Genomic DNA, 23,565 nt, shown 5'->3' with positions numbered 1-23,565 from the left:
CTGACGTGAAAATTCTTGTGATTGACGACCACGCCTTGGTGCGTGAAGGTTTGCATCAAGTCCTGAAGGGACTGGATGAAGATGTGACGGTGTTGCAGGCAGGGACCTGCGCGCAGGCGTTCGACCAAGCGGCAGACCATCCCGATCTGGATCTGGTGTTGCTGGACTATCACCTGCCGGACATGACCGGCTTGGCTGCGCTAGACATCTTCGGCCAGCGCCATCCCGAGCTGCCCATCGTCATGTTGTCCGGGTCTGCCAACACGCAGATCATGCGTCAGGTGTTACAGAACGGCGCTTCCGGCTTTGTCACGAAATCCACCCTGAGTGATGAGCTCTTGCATGCAGTGCGGCTGGTGCTCAACGGTGATGTGTACTCACCCCGTGAGCTGGAAGGACGCTCCGATTTCGGAGCCCTGGAACCCGCCAACGAAAAGCCCCCATTGACCCAGCGGCAGGAACTGGTGCTTCGCGAATTGCTGGACGGACGCTCGAACAAGGAAATCGGCACCACGCTCAATGTATCGGAAGAAACCGTGAAGACCCACGTAGCGGCCATCTTGCGCCACTTTGACGTACAAAACCGTACACAGGCTGTCGTGGCCGCCGCCCGCAGCGGCTACCGCCCCGCTACCGCCGCCTAGGATTTTTCCTGAGCTTCCGGGGCACTGTTAATCGCCAGACGCCGCAAGAGGCTACGTAATTTTGCCGGCCTCACAGGCTTGTGCAAAAGCGTCAAGCCGGCGGCTTTGGCAGACTGGATCAGTTCCGCATCGGTATCGCCACTCATAAGGCAGGCTGGTATATCCCGCCGGGCATGAGACCGGACCATATCGATGACATCCATGCCATTGCGGTCTTCACCCAGCCGAAAGTCTGTGAGAACCAGATCGGGCGCAGGGTAAGCGTTCACAAAATCCAAGGCCTGCTGTACACCGGCCGCCGCATTCACCACACACCCCCAAGAGCGCAGCAGGCCCTGCAAAGCCTCCAGAGCAAACCCGTCGTCCTCCACAATCAGGATACGCATCCCTTCGAGTTCGCCCAGCCCGGCAGGCTCCTGCAGAGGCACAGTGGTTACCGGAATTTCACGTGGCAACGCGCGCGGAACCCGGATGGAAAACCGGGTACCGCATCCGAGATTGGAACGCAATGACACGGAGTGGCCCAACAGCTTGGCTGTCCGCTCCACGATGTTCAGCCCCAATCCAAGCCCTTGCGTGCGGTCCCGCCCGGAGTTCCCCACCTGATAAAACTCGCGGAAGATTTCACGCTGATGCTCGGGCGAAATGCCAATGCCACTGTCTGACACGTCGAAACGCAGTTGGGCTCCGCCCTCGATCACACGACAGGTAATCAAAACGGTACCCTGCTCTGTGTAGCGGATGGCATTGTTGGCCAGATTCATGAGCATGCGCTGCAAGAGCACCGGGTCACTCAAAAACCACTCGCCGGAGGCCCGAACCCTCAGGCGCAAACCCTTGCCTTCGGCCAAAGGTAGCAAAGCTTTGCGAAGCCCTTGAAGGATGTCCTCGACGGGTGCGGCGACCCGCTGCACCTGCACCGCGCCAGCGTCCAGACGGGAGACATCCAGCAGCCCGTCCAACAAGTCCTGCATGGATTGAACAGAGGCCTCCAGGCTACCCACCACCTGGCGGGTTTCCGCATCCAGACGCAACTGGCCCAAGCGCGCCACAAACATGCCCAATGCGTGCGTAGGTTGCCGCAAATCGTGGCTGGCAGCGGCAAGAAAACGGGACTTGGCTAAAGTGGCAGTCTCCGCCTCTTCTTTCTTCAGGCGCAGTTCCCGGGTTGCCGCTTCCACGCGGTACTCCAACTCCTCACGCCCCCACGCCAAGCGCTGCGCCATCTGGTTCAGCCGGGTCTGCAGATCAAACAATGGGTCTGATGGCAAGGCTTCTGAACTAGGCGACAAGTCGCCCTCGCCAATACGTTCGATCGTGCGGGATACCCGCATCACCGGCCCGATCACCCCTTCGCCGAGTCGCAAGGCCAACAAACCGCCCAGAAGCAGACCCGCCATCCCGATAACCACTGCTACGAGCAACGTTTCCCGACCGCGGGTATCCAGACGCTCGCGCGACACTTCAAGAACCACGTACCCGAGAACGGAGCTCCCACGGGCTGCCGTTCTGGGGCTGAAAAAGTCGTCCAGTGAGACATTGCTGCTGGAGACACTCTCCCAAATCACGTCTACACCCAAGGTCTTTTGCAAGGCGATGTAGTTGGCGCCCACGGCCTCTGACAACTCTGTGTACCGGCTCTTCCCGGTCTTGGCGAGCAACTGCCCGTTAGCGTCGAAAATGGCGATGGACCGCACATCCGATTCATTCTGTAGGCCTGCTGAAATAGCCTGAAGGCTTGCGACGTTGCCGGAAAAAAGTCCGTACTCGCTGGACATGGCAATCTGGTGAGCAATCAATTTGGCACGCATGATATGGGCTTCATCCAGATCGGAGACCCGCGTCGACCAGAACACCGCCATCAAGGACACCACGACCAGAAACACCGGCGCGAGTGCGGCCAGAAGCATGCGGAACCGGATACCTCGGAAGGTCATGGTCGCTTCTCCCACCGACGCAGACGCTCGGTGAGCGATTGCTCATCCAGATTCAAACCCAGTGAGCGCGCCACATGGTCATTGAGCACAATGGTGTAGTCCGAGGGGTATTGAGAACTGACAACACTACTACCCTGCTGAAGCGCCCGGGCCATCTGTGCAGCTTGCTGACCGATCTGCTTGGGCGTGCTGTGCAAAGAGAGCAGAGCCCCCGCCCTCACGTAAGCGGGTGAGAATGCGACCACGGGAACCCGGGCACGGTAGGTGGCCAGCAACACATTCGAAATGCTTGAACCGTTATAGACCTGCGGATCCGGGACGGCCAACAACACATCCGTTCCATCGAGCACTGCTTTCAGACCCGAAAAAAGATTGTTGGTACCGCCCACGTAGCCGCTCACCAGTTCCATTCCACGCGCTTGAAGCCCAGCGAGCAAACTGCCCGCTTGCATGCCGGACTCCGCACCCCACAACACACCTACCTTTTTAGCATCCGGCAGTGCCAGTTTCAGCAACTCGACCTGGCGCGGGAACGGTTGTTCCAGATACAACGCAACCAGGGGCGTGGATGGCCTTTTGGCTTGTTCCCTGACAATGCGCTCAAACCCCGCCTTTGGGATCAAGGCGGCAATGACTGGAACACGAAGATCTTTGGCGAGCACCTTCTGGAGGGACTCGCTGCCCAAGGTGACAATGATTTTGGCGGCGGACAGCGAAGGTGCATCAAGAGCTGACGCATCTGTCAGAAACAAAATCTGAGCTTCCGATTTGTCAACGCCCGGTCGCAACCAGTCTGCGGCAATGGACTGCGCTGCCTCCGAGTAGCCCGGACTTCTGTCACCGCTCACCACCAACAACTCAGCGGCGCCTGCAATACCCATGCCCACACAGCATGCGAAGAGCATGCACATGACTTGCAGAAGTATGCGGCGCATGGACACTATTGCTCCACCTGCAAAGTGACAAACGCGCGGCGGTCGAACAGAAATTTCTTGTCACCGTCGCGCGATGGCTGATCCAAGTTCTGCAAGGTCAATGATATTTCCGCCCTATTTCGGCCCAACTTAAAGCTCTTGGATAGGCGTGCATCAGTACGAGATATCTTGTATAGCCTCCTATCACCACTATCAGACATCAACGCTATATCTTCGGACTGCGCGTGCATCGCCGACCAGACATACCCGCCCGAAGTGGTGAATTGCCCGCTGAGCGACATGGCATAGCGGGCTGCGCTGTGTGTCACGCGGAAGCGCTCTGCCCCCTCTACGTTGGTCCACGTCTGGGTAAAGAACACCAGTGCAGAGGAGGAAGGCCGCCATTGGAGCTGGTGTTCCGCGCCCGAAATGCCGTAGTTATCAATATTGAGGTAGTCGTCCGGATCAGAGTCATTGGCTTTGGCGGGACGTTCAATGCCATCGGATATCCGCTCGTCAAACAACCTAACATCACCTGCTAAGCCGTAAGCAGGCGAGCTCAAGTTATAGCCAAGCTCGCGAGTAAATATGCGTTCTGGCACTAGATTGCCATTACTAAACACTGTTGTTTTGACTTGACCATCAGTTAAGTGGTAGCGCACCGCCGCATACTTCTCATAGGCGCTTGGGGGACGAAAGGCTGTCGAGACCCCCGCGCGCAAGGTGTGACCCGGGGTCACATGCCAATTCAACATGACCCTTGGCGATGCAGAGCCCCCGCCCAACTCACTTTGCTCCAGCATGACACCACTGTTGAGCAACAAGGTAGGCTGGATACGCCACTCTGCATTTCCAAACAGTCGCTGGAAATTGCTGGTCACGGATCCCCGCGTATCGAAGCTGGATGGCGAATCAATCACCTCCTTGCGCAACTCCAAGCCCCACACCGTACGCAAAGACGGACCCCATCGGGCGGTGTGTTGCAGCGTCATCGCCTGGTTAACTTCAAAAGCACTGAAGTCCACAGGCACCCCCTGGTAATTGGCGGGTGCATTGTTGTCATAGTAGGGAAAACGGTCTCTATGGGTGTTTTCCGTTTGCGAAAAACTAACTTGCAGGTCCTGGTCCGCAGCCAACGGAAGTTGCAGGTCTGCTTGAACGAACTGCGAGCCCAGGAATCGGCTCCGTGACACATTTCCGGGAGACGTTGCCTCACCCCGTCCAGCATCAATCCCCAAACTGCCTGCCCGTATTTCCAGGGACGACGCTGGTGCCAGGCTAATGGCGCCCGAGAAGTTCAATCGCGAGACCCGATTCACCCCGTAGGCCCCGCGCAAGCCCATATCGCCGCGGCTGTCCATACTCAGGCGATAGGCGTTGTCCTGATCTCCCCAGCCCAACCCAGCATAGGCGTCGGCGACGCCGCTATCCCCCCCGCTGAGCCTGGCCCGGCCACCTGCCGTTTCACGCACATCTCTGGACACGATGTTGATCACACCGAGGAACGCCCGCGCTCCGTAAGAAGCCGAATTGGAACCCCGCAGCACTTCAATGCGCTCGATATCGTCAATGGCAAGCGTTTGCAGTCCCAGTCCTGCCGACCCTTGAAGGTGGCCGGAATACACCGAACGCCCGTCTACCAGCACTTGAATGCGGTTGGCCCAATCATCATTGCGGCCGTGGTAGCTTGCCATGGGTGCATCCGTCTCGAAGGATGTGGTGGTCTGAAAGCCCGGCACCAATCGGAGCAAGTCCGCGACATCGCGTGCCCCGGTCATCCGGATGAACGCACGGTCCAGCACCGTAACAGCACCGGGAGCCTCATCGACAGGCTGCGCAAGCCGGGACACCGACAGAACAACCGGCATTTCGTCCAGAAAGTCTTTCTCTGAGACCGAAGCAGGCTCCATCTGCTGGGCCACAACCCAGGGAGATAGCAATGTCAGTAATATGGCGAACGGTAATGGTTTCATGGGAGTTCAACCCAAAGACGATTGCTATTATTTTGCAAGCTGATTTTGCCCTGTCTGCGGGCCTCACAGCACACAACATTGATAAATCTGCATGGCCAGCCGCAATCCACGTGTTTTTCCTTTGATCGATGAACGCTCATCAGGCATTCCTGTACACGCCTCAGCGGCCACCGGCATGCCCCACCCCGGAATGCTCGGTTCCATCCGTGACACATTGGGGCGCCCCCTGCGCGATTTGCGTATCAGCGTCACGGACCGCTGCAACTTCCGCTGCAGCTACTGCATGCCCAAAGAGGTGTTCCATAAGGACTACCCCTATCTTCCGCACAGCGCCCTGCTGAGCTTTGAGGAAATCACGACCTTGGCAAAGCAGTTTGTCGCGCTGGGCGTACAAAAAATCCGTCTGACCGGTGGTGAGCCACTGCTACGCAAGAACATCGAGACCTTGATCGAGCAGCTCGCGGCCATCACAACGCCTGAGGGCCATGCCCTGGACCTGACCCTTACGACCAACGGATCCCTTTTGGCAAAGAAAGCCCGCCCCCTCAAAGATGCGGGTTTACAACGGGTCACCGTCAGTCTTGATGGACTGGATGACCGCATTTTCAAAGCCATGAATGATGTGGACTTCCCGGTCGCCGATGTGTTGAACGGCATTGAGGCTGCCCACTCCGCAGGGCTGGGGCCCATCAAAGTCAACATGGTGGTCAAACGCGGAACCAATGAGCAGGAAATCTTGCCCATGGCACGCCATTTCCGTGGCAGTGGTGTGGCCTTGCGCTACATCGAATACATGGATGTTGGGGCGACCAACGGCTGGCGTATGGATGAAGTGCTGCCGTCCCACGACGTGCTTCAACGGCTGCGCGAACACCTGCCGCTGATACCTCTGCCAAGCTCCCAGCCCGGAGAAACCGCCCAACGTTGGGGCTATGCAGATGCCAACGGAATGCATGACCGTTCGGCGGGTGAAATCGGACTGATCAGCAGTGTGACGCAGGCATTTTGTGGCGACTGCAATCGGGCGCGGCTTTCCACAGAGGGGCAGCTTTATTTGTGCCTGTTTGCAGGCCGGGGACACGACCTCCGGTCTTTGGTACGCAGCGGTGCGTCACCCGAACAACTCCAAGAGGCCATCGCCAGCATCTGGGGGGGCCGCTCGGACCGTTATTCCGCTTTGCGGGGATCCGACTCAATCGACAACATCGCCGGCCCGAAGCGGGTGGAAATGAGCTACATCGGCGGGTGATAAGCCGCTGGTCTGCACTCAAGCGCGTTGACGCAATGCCAACTCCACACCGCGATTAGCCAACCCGTCGGCCCGTTCATTGCCGGGGTCACCCGCATGACCTTTCACCCAGCGCCAATCGATGGTGTGGCCGGCACCGCTGACCAAGGCGTCGAGACGCTGCCACAAGTCCACATTTTTGACAGGCTGCTTGGAGGCCGTCTTCCAGCCCTTGGCCTTCCATCCTTGCAGCCACTCGGTGATGCCTTTTAGCACGTACTGACTGTCTATGTGCAAGGTGATCTGGCACGGCCGTTTCAATGCAGACAAGGCCTCTATCACCGCCATCATTTCCATCCGGTTGTTGGTGGTCCCCAGTTCGCCTCCGAATAGCTCTTTTTCTGTGCCATCGGCAGAGCGCAACAACACGCCCCATCCACCAGGTCCGGGGTTACCTTTGCAAGCACCGTCGGTGTACACCACCACTTTTGTCAACACTTCTGTCACACACTGTCCTTATTTAGTTTTCGTTCCGGGTCTTGTGGGTCTGTTGAGTCACAGGGACTGCGGCTGCGCTGCGTTTGGCTGCTGCTTTCCAGGCACCGCCCAGCAATCGCATGCCTCGGACCCGCTTGGTGGCAACCACAAAATAGGCCGCGCCAAAAATGGGCCACCACCGCCCCCCTATCCGGTCCAGCCACGCAAAGCGGTGCAACCATTCCGGGGAGTCAACGGCAGGCCGGTAGCAACCGAAGCGCCCGGCTTCCACCTCAAAGCTCAGTAATCGCAGCCAATCCCTCAACCGCCAATAGCCAATCAGGTCGCCCCAGCCCGGCAAGAACACCCGCCCCCACCCCAAGCGCTGGTACCAGCGGCTGCGCCGTTGTCGCCAACCCCATAAACTGGCGGGATTCAATCCGCAGATCACTGCCTTGCCCTCGGGTACCAACACCCGCTCAACCTCGCGCAGCGCCGCATGCGGATCGGGGCTGAATTCCAACGCATGGGGCAGCACCAGCAAGTCCATGCTGTTCGCGGGGAAAGGCAAGGCGGTAAAGTCCGTGTAGAAATCCACGACAGCACATTGCTTGCCGGCCTGCTCTGCGGACTCCTGAATGGTGAACCACCGGTGCGGCATGCGGTTGGTGCGCAGGGCCTGCAGTTCAGGCACTCCCAACTGAAGCGCGTGGTAACCGAACAGGTCGGCTACCGCTTCATCCAGCTGGGCCTGCTCCCATTCCAGCAGGTAAGCACCTGCGGGGGATTGGAACCATTCCTGCAAACCTATAATTTGGTCGCTCATGACGTTACTACCACTGCCCGCATTGACTGACAACTACATATGGATGTTGCACAACGGGCAAGAAGCTCTGGTGGTCGATCCCGGGGAGGCGCGACCGGTGCTTGAAGCCCTGGAACGCGAGTCCCTGACACTGCACACCATTTTAGTCACGCACCACCATGGCGATCACACAGGGGGTGTGCCCATTTTGCGCGAAGCCACTGGAGCGTCGGTGTATGGTCCGGCTCATGAAAATATGCCAGAGCCGATCACTCGCTTGATGGAGGGCGATCGGGTACATGCCTTGGGCTGGGATTTCACTGTGATCGATGTGCCCGGACACACTGCAGGACATATCGCTTTTTATGCAGCGCCAGCAGCCGCCAAACCCCTGCTGTTTTGTGGAGATACCCTTTTCAGTGCGGGGTGCGGACGGCTTTTTGAGGGAACACCTGCCCAGATGTTGGACTCTCTCCACAAATTGTCGAGCCTTCCGGACGACACCCGCGTGTGCTGCACCCACGAATACACCCTGAGCAATTTGAAATTCGCACTCGCCGTGGAACCCAGCAATCAAGCGCTGGCGGATTACGACATGCATTGCCGCTCCCTGCGCGCCAACAGCACACCAACCCTTCCCTCCAACATGTTGTTGGAGCGCAATATCAATCCTTTTTTACGCACTCACCTGAGCAGTGTGGCTGACGCAGTTCAGTCGCACGATGCGGCAGGTGTTGCAGCCGCAGGCGTGTTTGCCACCCTGCGCCAATGGAAAAACAACTTTCAATGAATCTATTTCACATTGCCACCGCAGGTCTGCTGGTGCTGTTGACCGGCTGTGCGGGGACCATGAATTCCCCGATGCCGGCAGAGAACACACCGCCCGGAGTCGCCACCACCAGCCCCAACGCTACGGCTGCCAAGCCTGCGGTCACCGACGCCGACAGTTTGAACCTGCGCCCCAGCCGTGAAATAGCGCGGCCCAAACCTGTGCCACCGTCAGCCACCACAGCGCGCGGGGAATCCGTGCCACTGACCGCCATTGAAATGGCCCAGGGCTCCCGCAATGTGGCGGCCATTGCGCCACCTGCTGATTTGTGGGAGCGCATACGGCGTGGTTACGCCATGAATGATTTGGAAAACGACCTGGTGCGGGACCGCGAACAGTGGTATTCCTCACGCCCGGACTACATTTTCCGGATGACCGAGCGGTCCAAAAAGTACCTATTCCACATTGTTGAGGAGCTGGAGGTACGCAACATGCCCACCGAACTGGCCCTGCTGCCCTTCATTGAAAGTGCGTTCAACCCGCAGGCAGTTTCCAGTGCCAAAGCAGCGGGCATGTGGCAGTTCATGCCTGCTACCGGCAAGTATTTCGAACTCAAACAAAACACATTCAGGGACGATCGACGCGATGTGCTGGCCTCCACGCGCGCGGCCCTCGACTACCTGCAAAAGCTTTACAGAATGTTCGGAGACTGGCATCTCGCACTCGCGGCTTACAACTGGGGCGAGGGAAGTGTGTCTCGCGCAATTGCCAAGAACTCCAAGGCGGGACTCCCCACCAGCTACAACGACTTGAACATGCCGATGGAGACGCGTTTTTACGTGCCCAAGCTGCAAGCCGTGAAAAACATCGTGTCCAACCCGGGCAAGTACAGCTCGAAGCTGCCGCTGATTGAAAACCACCCTTACTTCCAAAGCGTCACGATCCGGCGCGATATAGACGTGGCTCTGGCCGCCAAACTGGCCGAAGTGGGCTTGGACGATTTCAAGGCGCTGAATCCGTCCCTCAACCGGCCCGTGATCCTGGCCGCCGGGACACCTCAAATTTTGTTGCCATGGGACAACGCAGAGGTATTCCAGTCCAACCTCGAGAGCTATAGCGGTCGTTTGGCCAGCTGGACGGCATGGGTGGTGCCCACCACCATGCGACCGGCAGAGGTCGCCAAAAAGGTAGGGATGAGTGAAGCGGACTTGCGCAGCATGAACAACATCCCTCCCCGCGTGGTAGTGCGCGCTGGTTCGACATTGTTGGTTCCCCGCAGTAACCACATGCCGGACGTTACCGAGAAAGTGGCAGACAACAGCCAGCTCTCCTTGGCGCCTGAAGTGGTGCTCAAGCGCAGCACGGTGAAAGCTGGACGTGGCGAGACGGTCGCCAGCATCGCCCGCAAATACAAGACTACGGCCGCCAACGTGGCGGAGTGGAACAAAGTCAGCACCTCTGCCGGATTCAAGCCCGGGCAGACCGTGGTGCTTTTTCTCCCGGCCCACGCCAAAGTCGCAGCATCGTCAAGCCCGAAGACTGGCGGGACAGCCAAGTCTGCCAGCACGGCCAAAGGCAAAGCTGCAAAGGACAGTCAGGCCAAAAGCAAATCCGGCGGCACCAAAGCCGAAGGCAAAACGAGCAAATCCGGCAGTAAATCCGCAGCCTCCGGAAAAACCGAGAAGCACGCCAAAGAGAGCAAAAAGAAAGAGAAATAAAAAAGGGCGCACAGCGCCCTTTTTTGCTTTTGCCATCAATGTCGGTTAACGGTAGCCCACCAACAAAATGGCGACGTTTGCCAGAAAGCCTGCAAACCAAACCGCTGAGCGGACGTTGGCCATGCCCGAGACGTACATCATGATGTACAGCAGGCGCAGGACGATGAACAGGAAAGCCAACACATCCAGACGCGCTTGCGGGGCGCCCAGCTGATGCGCAATGATCACCGCCCCGATGAAGAACGGCAACGCTTCGAAGCTGTTGGCCTGTGCACCATTGGCGCGGGCACGCCAGTCCGTTTGACGGGCCAGCCATTCGCGGGGATTCACGTTGTCGTAACCCCCTTGCTTGCGCGGCACGCCAATACGGCCGGACTTGGCGATACCGGCACACACGATCGGCAATATCGCCGCAATCAGGACACACCAATAAGCGACGGTGAAGTGGGCGTATTGCATGAACAAACTGTCTTTCAATAAAAAGTAATCAGAAAACACCTAACGGCGATCGACCAAGGCATGGGCGATGGTGCCCAGGTCCACATACTCCAGCTCACTGCCCACCGGCACGCCACGCGCCAGCCGGGTCGGACGCAAGCCCCGTGCCTTGAGTCCCTCGGCAATGACATACGCCGTGGCCTCACCTTCGGCCGTGAAATTGGTCGCCAGAATGACTTCTTGGACCACACCATCACATGCACGGTCAAACAGCTTCTTGAAGCCCAAGTCGTTCGGTCCCACCCCGTCCAAGGGGCTGAGCTTGCCCATCAGCACAAAGTACAAACCCTTGTAAGCTCCGGTGCGCTCCATGGCACTCTGGTCGGCCGGTGTTTCCACCACGCAGAGCTGGCTGCGATCACGCCGCTCATCCAGGCAGGTGGAGCACACCGCATCCTGCGTAAAAGTGTGGCAACGCTCACAGTGGTGCACCGTGTCTGCCGCCTGCTGGAGCGCGCGGGACAGAAACTGCGCCGCAGGCCGGTCGTGCTGCAGCAAATGAAATGCCATGCGCTGTGCCGACTTGACACCCACGCCCGGCAGGCCCCGCAGGGCCTGGATCAGCGTGTCGAGCGCGTTGGTGTCAGACATGGCAAATGGCTATGGGCCGTGTTCAGAACGGGAACTTCATGCCACCGGGCAAGCCTGGCATGCCAGCGGTGATCTTGCCCATTTTTTCAGCCGAAGTTTCTTCCGCTTTGCGTACTGCGGCGTTGAAGGCAGCAGCCACCAGGTCTTCGAGCATGTCTTTGTCATCGGCCAGCAGGCTGGGGTCGATGGCTACGCGCTTGACGTCGTGTTTGCAGGTCATGGTGACCTTGACCAGGCCGGCACCGGACTCACCGGTGACTTCGATGTTGCCCAACTCGTCCTGGGCTTTCTTCATGTTGTCCTGCATGGCCTGGGCTTGCTTCATGAGGCCCGCGAGTTGTCCTTTGTTGAACATGGTCTTCCTTAAGAGAGGTGAGAGAAAAGAAAAAGGTGATCGCCCGTCACAGGGGCTTGATGGATCCGGGCACGATTTTCGCGCCGAAGTCCCGCATCATGGCTTGAACAAAAGGGGCTTCCAGAATTATCCGCTCCGCAGCCTGCTGTTTTTCGGCCGAAGCCGCGGCATTGCGGCGGGCTGGGCTGTCCACCACCCGCCCCACTTCAATGGCAAGCTGCACCGGATACCCTGCAGCATGCAAGGCATTGGTCAAGCGTTCGCGGGTGCTGGGTTGGTTCAAGGATTCGCGCTCCAGACGCAACAGCCATTGGTCGGTATCCCGCGCGATCAGTTGAGACTGCAGGGCCAGCACGCGCACCATAGCGGTAATGGCTTCCGTCTCAATCAGCTGCGTGACCGTCTGGTGCCAGAAGTCGCCCTCTTCGGTGGGCTCAAAGCCGGTAGCCGACAAGGGTTCATCGATGGCACTTTCCTGCAACTCCTGCACCGGAATTGCTACGATTTTGGTAGCTGTCGGCGCAGACACGATGGGCGCTAGCGGCACATTGGATTCGTAATCTTCGTCGATGTCGTCGACCCAGGGCGCCTCAAACGCATCGTCTACAGGGTCATCCGCCACCATGACGTCATCCTCTTCCGCTCTTTCAGGCACATGCACCGGACCGCTTTCGCGCACCGCCAAGACCTGGCCCGGTGGCACCACGGGCGGGAAGTTTTGCGGTGCGGCAGCTGCAGGAGCGGGAGACGCGGCCACGGGCGAGGCTGCCGGGGCGTCTTCCCAGGGTTGGACCGCTTTGGGCGCGACAGATCCAACAGCCCCATGGACTGTCCCAGCAGCCACGGAGGGCGCAGGTGCAGGTGCAGGCTGAGGCGCAGAAAGAGGGCTGGATGCCACAGAACCCTGCGCAACTGCGCTCGCGGGAGCGACGGAAACCGCAACAGGATCCGCGACATGATCCGCGACTTGCTGTCGCTCAGGAATCGCTAGAGTTTTTTTTTCAGCCGCGGGCTTGAACGCCAACAAGCGAAGCAACACCATGGTGAGTGCCGCGTATTCATCCGGCGCCAGCCCCAAGTCTGCGCGGCCATGCAGGCAGATGCTGTACAGCAACTGGGTTTCATCCGCAGGCATGGCGGCAGCCAGGCGGGCTGTATCCACCGCTTCGGGGTCACCCTCATCCAATGCGCCCTGCCCTACTGCTTGCGCCACAGCCATGCGCTGCAGCACGGTGGACATTTCTTCCAGCGTGGAGGCAGCGCTCAAGCCATTGAGGCGCAAGGCCTCAGCGGTATCGACCACCGTTTTGCCATCGCCTGCGGCGAGCGCCTCAATCAGCCGGAATACATACGAGCGATCCACACTGCCCAACATTTGACGCACGGTGGCCTCTTGCAACTGGCCGGAACCGAAAGCAATCGCCTGGTCGGTCAGGCTCAGGGCGTCGCGCATGGAGCCGCGTGCGGCACGTGCCAACAAACGCAGGGCTTGGGCTTCGGCGCTTACCTGCTCCACGTCCAGCACTTTGGTCAGGTGCTCGCGGATGGTTTCCGGCGCCATGGGTCGTAGGTTGAACTGAAGACAGCGCGAAAGCACGGTAACCGGCACCTTCTGCGGGTCGGTGGTGGCGAGCACAAATTTCAGGTACTCGGGTGGCTCTTCCAGCGTCTTCAACATGGCGTTGAAGGCGGTGTTGGTGAGCATGTGCACCTCGTCGATCATGAAGACCTTGAAGCGTCCCTGCACCGGCTTGTAAACGGCCTGCTCGAGCAAGGCCTGCACTTCATCCACGCCCCGGTTGGAGGCGGCATCGAGCTCGGTGTAGTCCACAAAGCGGCCACTATCAATATCGGTGCAGGCCTGGCACACGCCACAGGGCGTCGCCGTAATGCCACCTTGCCCGTCCACGCCCTGGCAGTTCAGCGACTTGGCCAGAATGCGCGAGACGGTGGTCTTGCCTACGCCGCGCGTACCAGTGAACAAATAAGCATGGTGCAGGCGCTGGGTCGTCAGTGCGTTGGTCAGGGCTTGCACCACGTGGTCCTGCCCCACCATTTCTTGAAAAAAGCGGGGGCGGTACTTGCGGGCGAGCACGAGATAGGACATGCGGGGATTCTACGGGCTAGTCAGGGGTACAATAGATGCTGACGGGCCTTCCCGCATGGTGAAGCGGCCAACCGGGTCAGGTGGGGAACCAAGCAGCCCTAACTGTGGAGCCAGTGCCGGGGTCAGGCTCGTCAACTAACAACTTCCCCCTCTCAGTGCGCCACTTCGTTATGGTTCTGGGTTTCATGCGTTGGGCGCTGGCCCTGTGTCTGGTACTGAGTGGGTCTGCAGGCGCCCAAGGCAGTAGCGCGTCTGCCACTTTTCCCGTTATCGCCATCCATGCCGAGAATGTCGCGCACACCGACATTGGAGCCCGCATCGCTTACCTGCAGGACGACACCCGTCAACTGCAAGTCAACCAGGTCATGGCCGATGGCCAGCCCTGGATGCCGGTAGCCCGCACCAGCCCCAACTTCGGCTTTACCAACAACGCTTACTGGTTCCGCTTCGCGCTCGACAACCAGACCGGCAAGCCGGTGACGCGTTTCATCGAACTCCCCCGCCCTTTTCTGGACGACGTGCGCTTGTTCCACTTCGTGGATGGCCGCATCATCACCCGCTATTCGCTGGGCGACGAGCAGCCCTTTGTCCAAAGGGTGATGCAGCACCAGAACTTTGTCATGCCCCTGAATCTGGAACCCGGGCGCAATCAAGTCGTACTGCGGATCGCCTCCACCGGCACCGTGGAAGCTCCTTTGCGACTCTGGCAGCCTGCTGCCTTTTATGAGGCTGCCTCCAAAGAAAACCTGCTGGCTGGTGCCGTGTTCGGGATGCTGCTGGTGATGATTGTTTACAACCTGTTTGTGTACCTCTCCACCCGGGACGCGAACTACATCTACTACATCAGCTTCGTCGCAAGTTACCTGATGTTCTGGGCCACCTTGAATGGCTATGCCTTCGCGCTCGCCTGGCCGGAGGCCATCCGATGGAACAGCGTGGCAGTGCCCTTCTCCATCGCATGGGCCTGCCTGTCTGCCAGCCTGTTTGCTGACAACTTCCTCAAGTTGTACCGGTTTTCGCCGCCTGCCCATCGGCTCATGCAGGGCATGGCGCTGGTCAGTGCCGGGCTGATGCTCGGCTCGTTTGTGCTGCCTTATGTGTGGATCATCCGGGCCACCTCGGCCTTCATTCTGGTGGTGTCGTGCGCTGCCTTGTCGATAGGGTACTGGCGCTGGTGGTTGGGTGCACGCTTTGCGCGGTTCTATTGCCTCTCCTGGACTGCGGTATTCGTCGGAGTCAGCGTTTTGACCGCGAGCAAGTTCGGCTGGTTGCCTGCGAACTTTTGGGTGGACAACGCATCGCAAATCGGCATTTTGTCCCTGGTCGTGCTTCTGTCTTTCACGCTCGCGGACCGGATCAACACCGACCGGAGCTTGCGCATCAACGCCCAGGCCGTGGCGCTGGCCCACGCCAAAAAAGCGCGGGCCTCGCAACAGGCCATGCTGCAGGCGACCGCAGATGCCAACCGCGAGCTGGAAAACCGCGTCCAAGCCCGCACCAACGAACTCCATGCCGCCATGGATCAACTCCGGCTGGCCAATGATCAGTTACAGCGTTTGTCCATGACCGACAGTTTGACCCAGGTCGGCAACCGCGCTTTCTTCGACCAGTCCCTGGTCACCGAGCACAAGCGCGCGAGCCGGCTCAAGCAACCTCTGGCCTTGTTGCTGCTGGACATTGACCATTTCAAGGCCATCAACGACACCTATGGCCACCCCGCAGGGGACGCCTGCCTGAGGACCTTGGCAGACTACATGCGGCAAAAAGTGCAGCGCGCCGGTGATCTGCTGGCCCGCTACGGTGGCGAGGAATTTGCCGTGCTATTGATCAACAGCACGCTGGGCGACGCCCTGGATTTGGCGGACGAATTCCGGGCAGATATTGCCGGCTTGGAAGTGGTGTTTGAAGGTCGCACCTTGCGATTCACCGCCAGCATCGGTGTGGCCAGCGCCATACCGGACATGCAGTTCACACCGTCCCAGTTTGTAGGCGATGCGGACAAGGCCCTCTATGAAGCCAAGCATGGTGGACGCAACTGCGTGCGTGCCGCAGCGCCGCGACTCGCCGGTGTGACCAGCAATGCGCTGCCGGCCTGAAAGGCCGTAGTGCTATCGATTCAGGAGCATCCTGCGCATATTCGACGAGCGCCGCAAGGCGATTTAATCAAGAACGCAGATAATCGAGCGCACCCCGTCCAGCCTGCTTGCCACTGGCAAAACAGGCCTGCAACAGGTAGCCGCCGGTAGGGGCTTCCCAGTCCAGCATTTCGCCGGCGCAGAACACACCGGGCACCTGCTCCAGCATGAGCTGAGGCGTCAGCACCTCAAACAACACCCCCCCCGCACTGCTGATGGCCTCGTCAATCGGGCGTGCCGCTTGCAGCGTGACGGGTAGTGCCTTGATGGCTGCGGCCAGTTTCTCGGGATCGTTCACTGCCTCTTTGCCCAGGCACTCGTAAAGAATGGCACTTTTGATGCCGTCCAGATGCAAGCGGCTCTTGAGGTGGCTGGACAGGCTGCGGCTGCCACGCGGGTGGCGCACTTCGGCCAGTACCTTCTCAGTGGGCATGTCGGGCAACAAATCCAAATGGAAAGTAGCGCTGCCATGGCGCACGATGTCGTCGCGCAGCAAGGCCGATGCCGCGTATATCAAGCTGCCTTCCACACCGCCCTGCGTGGCCACAAACTCGCCCTTGCGCGAGAACACCACGCCCTGCGAATTGGTAAAGCTGAGTGCCACCGACTTGAAAGGCTGGCCGGCAAACTTTGCGTTGAAAAACGGCGACCACCCGCCCTGCACATCGAAACCGCAATTGGCCGGCACCAAAGGTGCCACGGCTACGCCACGGGCTGCCAGCAAAGGCACCCAGGCGCCGTTCGACCCCAGGCGCGCCCAACTGCCGCCACCCAGCGCCAGCACCACAGCGCGGGCTTGCACCACGACCGGACCGGTAGGCGTGTCGAACACCAGCGCTTGTTGGCCCGGCTCGGCGGATGTGCCCTGCGCCCAACCTGTCCAGCGATGGCGCATGTGGAACTGCACCCCGCCGCCTGCTGCAGGGTGGCGCAAGCGGTGCAACCAGGCGCGCAACAAAGGCGCCGCTTTCATGTCTTTGGGAAACACCCGGCCCGAACTGCCCACAAAGGTTTCCACTCCCAGGCCGTGGGCCCATTCACGCAGCGCGGTGGAATCCAGCCCGGTTAGCAAGGTCTCGATGGCGCTGCGCCGTTCGCCATAGCGGCCGGCGAACGTGTCGGCGCCTTCGGAGTGGGTGAGGTTCAGGCCACCCTTGCCGGCCAGCAAAAACTTGCGGCCCACCGAGGGCATGGCGTCGAACAGGTGCACGGTCAAACCGGCATCGCACAGCACTTGGGCAGCCATGAGTCCGGCAGGGCCGCCGCCCACAATGGCAACGTCCACCTGCAAGGCTTGGGATTCAGAACGGGGAGAGGTAGGCAGATCAGTCAAAGGAATCCATCACAAAATTTCAATCAAACGGCCTTGCGGCGTCAGGAAAGCGGTGTGCACAGCCTCCCCCGGATAAATCAGGGTCAGCGCGGCGCGGTATTCACGGAGTTGGGCGCACAGTTCGGGCTGGTCTTGCGGGCTGGCCGAGGACTTGAAGTCCAGCACCCACCACGCTGCAGTGTCGCGGCGCTGCACCAAGCGATCCAGGCGCAGCGTTCTGCCACCGTGGGTCAATGCGACTTCGTTGGCATGCCACGCCAATGCGCTGCGCCGCCACGCCCACGCGCCGTCCCCACCGAGTATGCCTTGCGCCATGCGCTGGGCTTGCTGCATCTGCGCTTCGGTGAGCGAAAAAGTGCGTGCAGCCCGCGCACACTGCTCAGGCGTCCATGCATCTGCGTCTGGTACCTGGCCCTCGCGCAGCGGCAGCCATTCCAGCAAGCGGTGCATGGCTTGGCCGATACGGGACTCCAAACTTTCCCGCTCAGCAACCGCTATTAATTCAGAAGCTGCTCGCGCATATTCCATGGGCGCTAGAGGCACTTTTCTCTTCAAACCTTCAGTGGGGAGCACCCACAAAGCGAAGGGCTCAGCAGTGTCCGATTCGGTCGACTCCGCACTGTCTACCCCCTCGAGAGCCGTGGAAGGCGCAATGTCTGCCGCAAGCTCCTGCAAGCGCTTCCACCAGCTGCCCTCGCGCTCGCGGTGGGGCGCGGTGCTGGAGAGCACCAGGGTGGACTGGGTACGGGTGAGCGCTACATACAAAGCATTGAGTTCCTCCCGCGCGCGGGCGGTTTGCTCCAAAGCAAGGGTATCCACCACACAGGCAGGTGGGCGGGACTCGCTGGCCAGAAACACAAACTTGCGGGGGTAAGCAGCCTCGCCCGGCCAATCCACGAGCACGCCCATGGATTCGGGCCGGGTACCTTCGGCATCAGTGTCCAGCAATATCACCAGCGGCGCCTCCAGCCCCTTGGCGCCGTGGATGGTGAGCAGGCGCACCGCGCCTGCGTCGGCCCGCACCGGCGCGGGAATGCCGCCGGCACGCAGCGCGCGTACCAGGGTGTAGGCGGTGCTGTAACGCCCGCCGTCCACCTGCAAGGCGGCATTGAGCAACGCGCGCACATTGGCCAAGACACTCTCCCGCAGCACCGCCGGGCTGGCGGCGGCGAAGCGGGCCAACACGTCACCGTCGTCATAGATGGCGCTCAGTGCATCGTGCACAGGCAAGCTCTGTACCCAGCCCTGCCAGCGTGTGAGGGACCGGGCTGCCGACAGCATGCGCGGGTTCAGGGGCAAGCCGCCCTCCACGTCCGGGTCGGCGGCGGCGAACTCACACAACACCGCCAACCAGCCGGGTACGAGCGCTTCGGGGTCTGCCGCGCGTGCCTGGCGGCGGGCTGTCTGGTGCAAGAGGCTCAAGTCCACCAGATCTTCATCGCTCGCACCAAACAAAGGCGACTTGAGCGCACGCGCCAGTGACAGGTCGTGCGCGGGCGACACCAGCACATCGAGCAAGGCCACGAGGTCTTGCACTTCGGGCATCTCGCCCAACTCGTTTTTCTCAGGCTGCTGGGCCGGAATGCGCAGTGCCGCCAGCTCTTGCTGCATCAGCGTCAAGCGTTCGCGCTTGCGGGCCAGCACCATGATGTCTTGCGGCCGCAAGTGCCCGCCGCGCCCGCTGAGCTGCCCGGCCAACCACAGGGCGGCCTGCCGGCACTCCAGGGTTTTGAGGGTGTCTTCGGACTCGTGGCGAGGCGTGGTCAGGCTGTCGCGCCAGCCCATTTCCTCAGACCCATCTTCTTCGGGTTTGGCGGTGCGCTCGATGCGTGGCAGCTTCCACACCGAGCCGGCGTCCACCGACTCGGAGGTGTGCTGCCGGAAGTCTTCAAACTCACCGGCATCCTGCGCGGCCTGCATGGCCGTGTTCACCACGCTGATGATGGCCTGCGCATTGCGCCGCGTGTGGTCGCAGCTCAGCACATCGCCTTGCAAGCCCTCCACCACAAACGCTTTGGCTGCGCGGAAGACCTGCGGTTCAGCGCGGCGGAAGCGGTAAATGCTCTGCTTGGGGTCGCCCACAATGAACACCCCGGGGCGGTTGCCCGCGCCGCCGTAGCCCTGCAACCAGGTGCTCAGGGCCTGCCATTGCAAGGGGTTGGTGTCCTGAAACTCGTCGATCAGCAAGTGCTTGACGCGTGCATCCAGGCGCTCCTGCAGCCAGCCGGAAATCTCTTCCTCCGAGAGCAGGCGCAATGCGGCCTGCTCCAGATCGCCCATGTCAATCCAGCCCCGCTCGCGCTTGAGGGCGGCGTAGTCTTGGAGCAAGCCCCGGCTCAGGCGGGCCATGCGTTGCTGGTGCAGCCAGGCCTGGTGCTGGTCCATGGCGGCTTTGGTCTCGGCCAGCAAGGCCTGGGCTTCGCGCACGGTCTCAATGCCGACCACCTTTTCGCTCAGTTTGCGAGGGGTGCCTTTGTCGGTGAAAAGGGCTTTGAAAATCGCGGTGGCATCGCGTGAGGTCAGCGCTTTCTCCAGTTCCGAGCCTGCTTCTGTGCAGGTCTTCAGGCTGCTGGCGCCCAGCGCTTTGGCACTGGCCCAGAGCAGCTGTTGCGCCACGTCGCTGAACATACGCTCCTGGGGCTGCGACCACGCCGACATGGCCGGGAACTGCTGCGTGAAATGCAACACCGACGCGTCGACCACGCCCTGTTCGTCAGCCAGGGCAAACTCGGTGCGCTTGTAGATAGCGGCTTCCAGCGCCTTGAGCGTGCCGTGGCGCCCGTAGACGCCTACCGCCTCCAGATAGTCAGCGCGGGCCGCCGCATCCTGGGCAATGCGGGTGTGAAAGCGGCGCCACACCTGGGCGATGGCCTTGGCATCGTTCTCCAGCAGCTCGTACTGCGTGGGCAAGCCCAGCTGGTGCAACATGCCCAGCGGCGCGCTACGCAACAGCGCCGCAAACCAGCTGTGGAAGGTGCGCACCTGCACCGGCCGGCCAGCAAGCAGCAAAGCCTCATGCAAGCCGCGCAGCTTGGCCAGCTGCTCTGTGCCGGGCTCGCCCTGCACACCGCGCAGCTGCAGCTCGCGGCGCAAGCTGGCGTCATCTGCGTGGGCATAGCTTCGCAGCCAGTCATAGAGGCGCTCGCGCATTTCACCGGCCGCTTTTTTGGTGAAGGTGATGGCCAGAATCTCATGCGGCGCTGCGCCATCAAGCAAGGCGCGCACCATGCGAGACACCAGCATCCAGGTCTTGCCGGCACCGGCACAGGCCTCCACCGCCACGCTGCGGCGGGGGTCGCAGGCGATGGCATAAAACTCGGCCCTTGCTACGTGGCGGCCGTTTACCTCGTAGGCGGCGGTGTCGTGCACGGCACTCATGGCGCGCTCCAGAAATCTTTGCGGCACAAGCCACGCGCCTGGCAGTAGTCACATGCCACGCCATCCCCCAGCGCAGGCAAGGGCTCTCCGGCCGCGAGTCGGGCCATGTCAGAGATGATGCCTTCCACCAAGGCGTCACGGGCCAGCACAATGTCTTTTTGCTCTACGGGCACAGTCCCGTCCCGCTCGCCCACATTGATGTAGGCGGCCTGCAAGGTGTCGTGGGGCAACAGCGCAGCGTAAAAGGCAATCTGGGTGTCTTCCAGCGGGTTTTTGACCCGCTCTTTGGTTTTGGCGGCAGGCTCGGTTTTGTAGTCCAGCACCATGACAGCTCCGCCGGTGCCGGTGTCCGTGCGGTCTATGCGACCCATCAGCATGACGCTGCCCACAGTCTGGGTGTGCGCGGTTTCGCCACTGGCATAGGTCCAGCCCTGGGCCTCGTGCTTTTCCAGCCACTGCAAGTAGCCGTCGCGCACATGAGGCCAAGCTGCGGCGAAGGGCAAAAACTCTCCATCGGGCAAACCCATGGAGGCGGTCACCGAGTTTGCGCAAGCCTCCAACAAGGTGCTGCGCGGCTCAAGGCCGCTCAAAGACTCTGTCTGCAAAGCGGTGTGAAATTCCTGCAGCACCGCATGCAGCCAGAGCCCGAAGTCCCGCTTGTCCACATCGGACTCCAACTCGTCCACCGTCTTGAGACCGAGTTGCCGAAGCGCAAAAAAGCGGTAGGGGCAAGTGCGCAAATCTTCGTAAGCACTGGCCGACAACTGGCGCACCGACAATCGGTCACCATGCGGCGTAGGCGGGAGCACAGGCGCGGGCATGACCTGCCTGGATGTGCGTGGATCACTCGCCAGCGCCTCTTGCGCGCCCGGCTGCAGGCGCAACCACTGCACCAGCGGGCTGGCCGCGATGTGTTCACCGGTGTCGTCACTGCTGCGCCACAGTACCTCGACCGCTGGCGCCTGCAAGGCCTGGCGCCAGGATGCGCGCAAGCGCGCCTCCAACTCTTTGCGTGAGGGCATGCCCAATGCCGCACGCTGCGCGGGAGTCCAAATGCCTGATGGCTCGGGGGACGGATTCAAACGCACCTCGTCGCAGCCGGCCAGCACCACGGCCGCAAAAGGCCGGGCCAGCATCTGGCTCATGGGCAGAATGACGACTTGTTCCTCATCCGGATAGGCGGGTTGGAAGCTGTGGGCTTCGAGCACCTGATTCACCCAGGACGAAAAGGCGCTCAAGTCCATACGGGTGCCGGCCCACAAGGCTGCGTCCACATAGTCTGCCCAGACTTGTGGCTCCGGCTGGGTCAGCTGCAGTGCACCCAGCGCCATGGCTCCAGCCTCATCCGCCTGTAAAGGCTCCCACCAACCGCAAGTCTGCAACACCGCTTGCATGCGCGCCAGCCATACGGGCAAGGGGCGGCTGCCACTCAACTCAGTGCGCACCTGATCGATACGGACACACATGGCGCGCAAAGCCTCTGAGTCCTTGACGGGTTTGCAGCCGGATACATGGCGCCAATCGCGTACCTGCTCTTTGCGCAAAGCTTGTTCCAAAGCCTGAAGGTCCGCAGCAAAGGCTGGAGCCTGCTTGAACGCATTTAACACGGCATCCGTGCTGGCGTTCCAGACGGCAGCCCGCAGCAAGGCCATCAGCGCCGCTCCGGCCCGGCTGGTGGAGAGCTTCCAGCCGTTCTCATCCCGCATGGCAATACCTGCAGACTCCAGCATGGCCCGCACCCGCCGCGTCAGTGCGCGGTCCGAAGACACCAGCGCCAAGGGATAGCGATCAGCCGCCACATGGGCGATGGCACAGGCAGCCGCCCGCTGGGCTTCGTCTTCGGCATCGGCACAGGCATGAAAATGCAGGTGGTCCAACTCCAGTTTCAAAGCGGCGCCTACCTCAGGCTCTTGGCTGTCCAACCGGAATAGCTCTGCCTTGCTGCCCCAATGCGCCTTCAGGGCGGTGGATACCGGGTCGGACACCAAGCCTTGCACCAAAGCCACGGCATCCCATGGTTCCAATGCATCACTGTCAAACAACACATCGGTGGAATAGGAAGACACCGCCGCCCACTCCACAGCGATCCGGGCGACCCGGGCCTCCCAAGCAAGCGCTTGGCTTTCCATGCCCGCCGACACGCCAGCGCGCGCCTGCGAGGCCCATTCCCCGCGCCCCTGGGGACCTGCAGCCGCTGCCCAAGGTGCGAGTTGCTGAGCAGCTTCTGCCAGCAGGCCCGCGAGTGAAGATTCAGCTCCCATGCCTGCCTGGGCCAGCAGTTGTTGGGCTGTCAGCGTGTCCAGAGCCATGTCCTGGCTGATGTCGGTAGCCTGGAGCCTCCGCGCGGACATGGATGCCAGCCAATTCGAGGTGGTTTCAAACCTGGGAGAAAAACCCTGCGGATGCAGATCCGACCACACCCTGCGTGCCAAGGGCAGTAGTTGGGCATAGGGCAGCAACACCAGGGTGCGGCCGGGGTGGGCTCCAGACTGCGTCATCCACGCCTGCAGTCGGTGAACGAGCCCGATACCGGGTGCGGACCATAAGGCCATGGCGGGATGACTTGCCGCATACGAGAAGGCCCGCAGCCCCCGGGCTGCATCGCTTTTGGCTATGCCGGTGATAGTTTGCGGGGCGTCGTGGGGGGACTTGGTTTCTGTCACAATGCCGCAACTTTAGCTGCATTAGCACTCTTCCAAAGGA

General features: G+C 60.8%; 17 protein-coding genes and 1 other RNA gene. 6 read left to right on the top strand and 12 right to left on the bottom strand.

The genetic code is table 11. The features are described from left to right. The first annotated feature begins 5 nt into the window (after positions 1-5). Complete coding sequence (locus tag RAN89_RS10195; RefSeq protein WP_313866217.1) at positions 6-644, top strand: response regulator transcription factor; 639 nt, start codon at positions 6-8, stop codon at positions 642-644. On the opposite strand, the gene RAN89_RS10190 is transcribed toward RAN89_RS10195, so the two are convergent. The 3 genes from RAN89_RS10190 to RAN89_RS10180 are packed head-to-tail and all read right to left on the bottom strand — an operon-like array spanning position 641 to position 5,468. Then, positions 641-2,581 carry an ATP-binding protein gene (locus RAN89_RS10190; protein WP_313866216.1) on the bottom strand — a complete coding sequence of 647 codons (1,941 nt, stop codon included), beginning with the start codon at positions 2,579-2,581 and terminating at the stop codon, positions 641-643. The two genes, RAN89_RS10195 and RAN89_RS10190, sit on opposite strands and share 4 nt — an antisense overlap. Continuing rightward, on the bottom strand, positions 2,578-3,516 hold the full coding sequence (locus RAN89_RS10185) for an ABC transporter substrate-binding protein (RefSeq protein ID WP_313866215.1): 939 nt from the start codon (positions 3,514-3,516) through the stop codon (positions 2,578-2,580). Before RAN89_RS10185 ends, RAN89_RS10190 begins: the two co-directional genes overlap by 4 nt. A 5-nt stretch (positions 3,517-3,521) precedes the next feature. Continuing rightward, the gene (locus RAN89_RS10180; RefSeq protein ID WP_313866214.1) at positions 3,522-5,468 is read right to left on the bottom strand and encodes a TonB-dependent receptor plug domain-containing protein; all 1,947 of its coding nucleotides are present in this window, start codon (positions 5,466-5,468) and stop codon (positions 3,522-3,524) included. A gap of 91 nt (positions 5,469-5,559) precedes the next feature. On the opposite strand from RAN89_RS10180, the gene moaA reads away from it, so the two are divergent. Further along, complete coding sequence (gene moaA, locus RAN89_RS10175; protein WP_428984439.1) at positions 5,560-6,717, top strand: GTP 3',8-cyclase MoaA; 1,158 nt, start codon at positions 5,560-5,562, stop codon at positions 6,715-6,717. Positions 6,718-6,735: 18 nt separating this feature from the next. Here moaA and rnhA read toward each other — a convergent pair whose 3' ends face one another. Both rnhA and RAN89_RS10165 read right to left on the bottom strand, forming a co-directional pair. Next, the gene (gene rnhA, locus RAN89_RS10170; RefSeq protein WP_087497459.1) at positions 6,736-7,191 is read right to left on the bottom strand and encodes a ribonuclease HI; all 456 of its coding nucleotides are present in this window, start codon (positions 7,189-7,191) and stop codon (positions 6,736-6,738) included. A 25-nt stretch (positions 7,192-7,216) separates the two neighbouring features. Beyond that, positions 7,217-7,999 (bottom strand): class I SAM-dependent methyltransferase, encoded by a 783-nt coding sequence (locus RAN89_RS10165; protein ID WP_313866213.1) that lies wholly within the window; start codon positions 7,997-7,999, stop codon positions 7,217-7,219. Here RAN89_RS10165 and gloB point away from each other — a divergent pair. After that, the gene (gene gloB / locus RAN89_RS10160) at positions 7,998-8,768 is read left to right on the top strand and encodes a hydroxyacylglutathione hydrolase (RefSeq protein WP_313866212.1); all 771 of its coding nucleotides are present in this window, start codon (positions 7,998-8,000) and stop codon (positions 8,766-8,768) included. The two genes, RAN89_RS10165 and gloB, sit on opposite strands and share 2 nt — an antisense overlap. Next, the gene (locus RAN89_RS10155) at positions 8,765-10,465 is read left to right on the top strand and encodes a transglycosylase SLT domain-containing protein (RefSeq protein WP_313866211.1); all 1,701 of its coding nucleotides are present in this window, start codon (positions 8,765-8,767) and stop codon (positions 10,463-10,465) included. Before gloB ends, RAN89_RS10155 begins: the two co-directional genes overlap by 4 nt. A gap of 45 nt (positions 10,466-10,510) precedes the next feature. On the opposite strand, the gene RAN89_RS10150 is transcribed toward RAN89_RS10155, so the two are convergent. Genes RAN89_RS10150 through dnaX form a run of 4 tightly spaced genes read right to left on the bottom strand, consistent with a single transcriptional unit; the run spans position 10,511 to position 14,016 of the window. Continuing rightward, on the bottom strand, positions 10,511-10,924 hold the full coding sequence (locus RAN89_RS10150) for an MAPEG family protein (protein WP_087497457.1): 414 nt from the start codon (positions 10,922-10,924) through the stop codon (positions 10,511-10,513). Between the two features lie 39 nt (positions 10,925-10,963). Continuing rightward, positions 10,964-11,554 carry a recombination mediator RecR gene (gene recR, locus RAN89_RS10145; RefSeq protein WP_313866210.1) on the bottom strand — a complete coding sequence of 197 codons (591 nt, stop codon included), beginning with the start codon at positions 11,552-11,554 and terminating at the stop codon, positions 10,964-10,966. A 22-nt stretch (positions 11,555-11,576) separates the two neighbouring features. Continuing rightward, complete coding sequence (locus RAN89_RS10140) at positions 11,577-11,909, bottom strand: YbaB/EbfC family nucleoid-associated protein (protein WP_087497087.1); 333 nt, start codon at positions 11,907-11,909, stop codon at positions 11,577-11,579. 46 nt (positions 11,910-11,955) lie between these two features. Further along, the gene (dnaX, locus tag RAN89_RS10135) at positions 11,956-14,016 is read right to left on the bottom strand and encodes a DNA polymerase III subunit gamma/tau (protein ID WP_313866209.1); all 2,061 of its coding nucleotides are present in this window, start codon (positions 14,014-14,016) and stop codon (positions 11,956-11,958) included. Positions 14,017-14,056: 40 nt separating this feature from the next. On the opposite strand from dnaX, the gene ffs reads away from it, so the two are divergent. After that, positions 14,057-14,152: signal recognition particle sRNA small type (gene ffs / locus RAN89_RS10130), an RNA gene on the top strand. A 19-nt stretch (positions 14,153-14,171) separates the two neighbouring features. Continuing rightward, positions 14,172-16,112, top strand: coding sequence for a sensor domain-containing diguanylate cyclase (locus tag RAN89_RS10125; protein ID WP_313866208.1), 1,941 nt, complete (start codon positions 14,172-14,174; stop codon positions 16,110-16,112). A 67-nt stretch (positions 16,113-16,179) separates the two neighbouring features. Here the strand turns inward: RAN89_RS10125 and RAN89_RS10120 are convergent, their stop codons facing one another. The 3 genes from RAN89_RS10120 to RAN89_RS10110 are packed head-to-tail and all read right to left on the bottom strand — an operon-like array spanning position 16,180 to position 23,414. Beyond that, a complete protein-coding gene (locus RAN89_RS10120) occupies positions 16,180-17,490 on the bottom strand; it encodes a TIGR03862 family flavoprotein (protein ID WP_428984505.1) in 1,311 nt (436 codons plus the stop codon). A gap of 3 nt (positions 17,491-17,493) precedes the next feature. After that, entirely contained in the window at positions 17,494-20,862 is a 3,369-nt protein-coding gene (locus RAN89_RS10115; RefSeq protein WP_313866206.1) for a UvrD-helicase domain-containing protein, read from the bottom strand. Beyond that, entirely contained in the window at positions 20,859-23,414 is a 2,556-nt protein-coding gene (locus RAN89_RS10110) for a PD-(D/E)XK nuclease family protein (protein WP_313866205.1), read from the bottom strand. Before RAN89_RS10110 ends, RAN89_RS10115 begins: the two co-directional genes overlap by 4 nt. Positions 23,415-23,565: the final 151 nt, after the last annotated feature.

Source organism: Rhodoferax mekongensis (assembly GCF_032191775.1).
Taxonomy (GTDB): Bacteria; Pseudomonadota; Gammaproteobacteria; order Burkholderiales; family Burkholderiaceae_C; genus Allorhodoferax; species Allorhodoferax mekongensis.
The sequence above is the reverse complement of the archived record's forward strand: the minus strand, read 5'-3'. Positions and strand labels throughout refer to the sequence as shown.